The 2,023-nt window shown below is 37.9% G+C and carries 2 protein-coding genes; both read right to left on the bottom strand.

Translation table 11 applies throughout. The annotated features are described in order from the left end of the window. Window positions 1-74: 74 nt before the first annotated feature. The gene (locus HMPREF2837_RS03070; RefSeq protein WP_075230629.1) at window positions 75-878 is read right to left on the bottom strand and encodes a peptidylprolyl isomerase; all 804 of its coding nucleotides are present in this window, start codon (window positions 876-878) and stop codon (window positions 75-77) included. An 81-nt stretch (window positions 879-959) separates the two neighbouring features. Then, on the bottom strand, window positions 960-1,175 hold the full coding sequence (locus HMPREF2837_RS10625; RefSeq protein WP_049549122.1) for a DUF2798 domain-containing protein: 216 nt from the start codon (window positions 1,173-1,175) through the stop codon (window positions 960-962). Between the last annotated feature and the right edge of the window lie 848 nt (window positions 1,176-2,023).

Here is a 2,023-nt window from a genome sequence, read left to right as displayed (position 1 = left end):
TTTCATCAACCCACTACAGTTGACAAAGAGCCAAGAAATACAGTACCTAACGAGGATACTGTATTTTTTGGTTTTTAAGATTTAAAATCGTAGTCCTTAACAATTTCGATACTGTCGATAGTGATAGCAGTAGTTGGTTTGTCTTTTTCGTCTTTTTCAGCTTTGGCAATCTTATCAACAACATCCATACCATCGATGACTTGACCAAAGACAGGGTGTTTGCCGTCTAGACTTGGGTTACCACCCTCTTTGTAGGCTTCGATAATTTTCTTTGGATAACTACTTGTAGGCAGTTTGGCAGAAATATCTGTTGTATTTTGGTTGATGAAGAACTGGCTACCATTGGAATTTGGTTGGCCAGTATTAGCCATGGAGAGAGAACCACGGATGTTATAGAGATATGGAGAGATTTCGCTCTTGAAACCAGTTCCATGGTCTTTAGTTTTGTCCTTATCGTGCCAGATGGATTCGCCACCTGTACCATCTCCTTTTGGATCACCAGTCTGAACCATAAAGCCATCAATTACTCGGTGGAAGGTAACACCATTGTAGTAGCCTTCCTTAGCGTGAGTTAGGAAATTTTCAACCGCAAGAGGGGCTAGCTTTGGAAAGAGTTTGATGCGGATATCTCCTTGACTTGTATGGAGAATGACTTCAGCCTCATCTTCAGCGACTACCTTAGATAGTTGTGGGAAATTGGCATTTTCATTTGTCAAGGCATCTTTAAGATCCTTGGCAGATTGGGCAGCTGCTTTGGAACTTTCTTCGGCAGCCAAGCTAGAATCTACATAGTCATCCCCTCGAAGACTACGTTGGATACTGCTACATCCAGCAAGGGCAAAAGTTGAGATTAATAGAAGTGTTACTATTTTTTTCATGGGAATCCTTTCAAAAATCATTTCTACCATTGTACCCTAAAAGGAAGTGGATTTCAAATGTTAGTAGTTTACAAAAATGGCTTAGATAATAGTTGGGATTTCATCATCATCTTGAAAATCTTCAACTTCTTCTTCCCCAGTAAATGGTTTCTGAAAAGAACTTAGTATAAAACGGGCAATTGGTCCGACAATTAGGAAGTTTAGAGGAAGAGCTGCAATAAAGTTTACGATCCAGGCACTTAGATAGGTCTTGGATGTGATAGCAATGCCATTGTAGAAAAGTCCATAGAAGGACATGAAAGTGACCATGAGAACTGCCATTCCTCCAGAAATTGTAATGATTTTCTGCCAGCGTTTATGATGATCCTTGAGGATACGAAAGGCAATTGACTTAACGATTGGTCCAACAAGGATGACATCCAATAAAAAGGCTGTGACAAAACCAGGAATGTAACCAAGGGCTAAATGATGTAGTGAAAGTTGACCAACCATAAAAAGATTCCAAATAGACATACCGAGTACCATCATGGAACACATTAGTGTTGTAAATAAAAGAGCTTCTTTAAAATTTCTAGGCATTATAGTCTCCATTTCTTTTTGATTAGACATCAGTTTATCATAAAAAATTTTTTCTCGTAAGTGAATTGATTATATTTTTTTAAGAAACTGTTTTCAAAACAATCAACCTGTCTTGGTTGATTAAAGATTCTTCTTTGGATGGCGGTCAATGATTGCTTGATGGTCTTTGAGTGCCTGTTCTCCTTTTGAAGTTAGTCTATAACCGCGAATCGAGAAGTGATCAGCTAATTCTTCTTAAAAATAGTCGTGAAGGGTTTGATCCAGGTCGGTAGCCTTCATTTTAGAAAGTCCAGTAACTCTCTTCTTCTTCAGGATATTCTTTTTCATGGTGCTATTTAGATGGTCAAGTGAGTCAAAAGCAGTTTCGACAAGAGCATAGCCTTTCTCAACAAGCGTTTCTAAATGTTTTGGGACATCAATGCCATAAGTGTACTCGAAGTATTTAGGAAACCAGTTCTTAAGAAAGCTCGTAAAGCATCACAATTAGTAAACGTTAATTCGAAAGAATTACTATATTTTAAAAGAGCATCTTTTTTCTACCATTTGTCAAGTATAATACGGTTTCT

Source organism: Streptococcus sp. HMSC071D03 (assembly GCF_001812125.1).
Taxonomy (GTDB): Bacteria; Bacillota; Bacilli; order Lactobacillales; family Streptococcaceae; genus Streptococcus; species Streptococcus pseudopneumoniae_N.
This window is presented reverse-complemented; position numbering and strand designations above follow the sequence as displayed.

Excerpts from the sequence above, each read along its gene's own strand:
- HMPREF2837_RS03070 (WP_075230629.1), bottom strand. The coding sequence starts at position 878 with ATGAAAAAAATAGTAACACTTCTATTAATCTCAACTTTTGCCCTTGCT.
- HMPREF2837_RS10625 (WP_049549122.1), bottom strand. The coding sequence starts at position 1,175 with ATGTCCTTCTATGGACTTTTCTACAATGGCATTGCTATCACATCCAAG.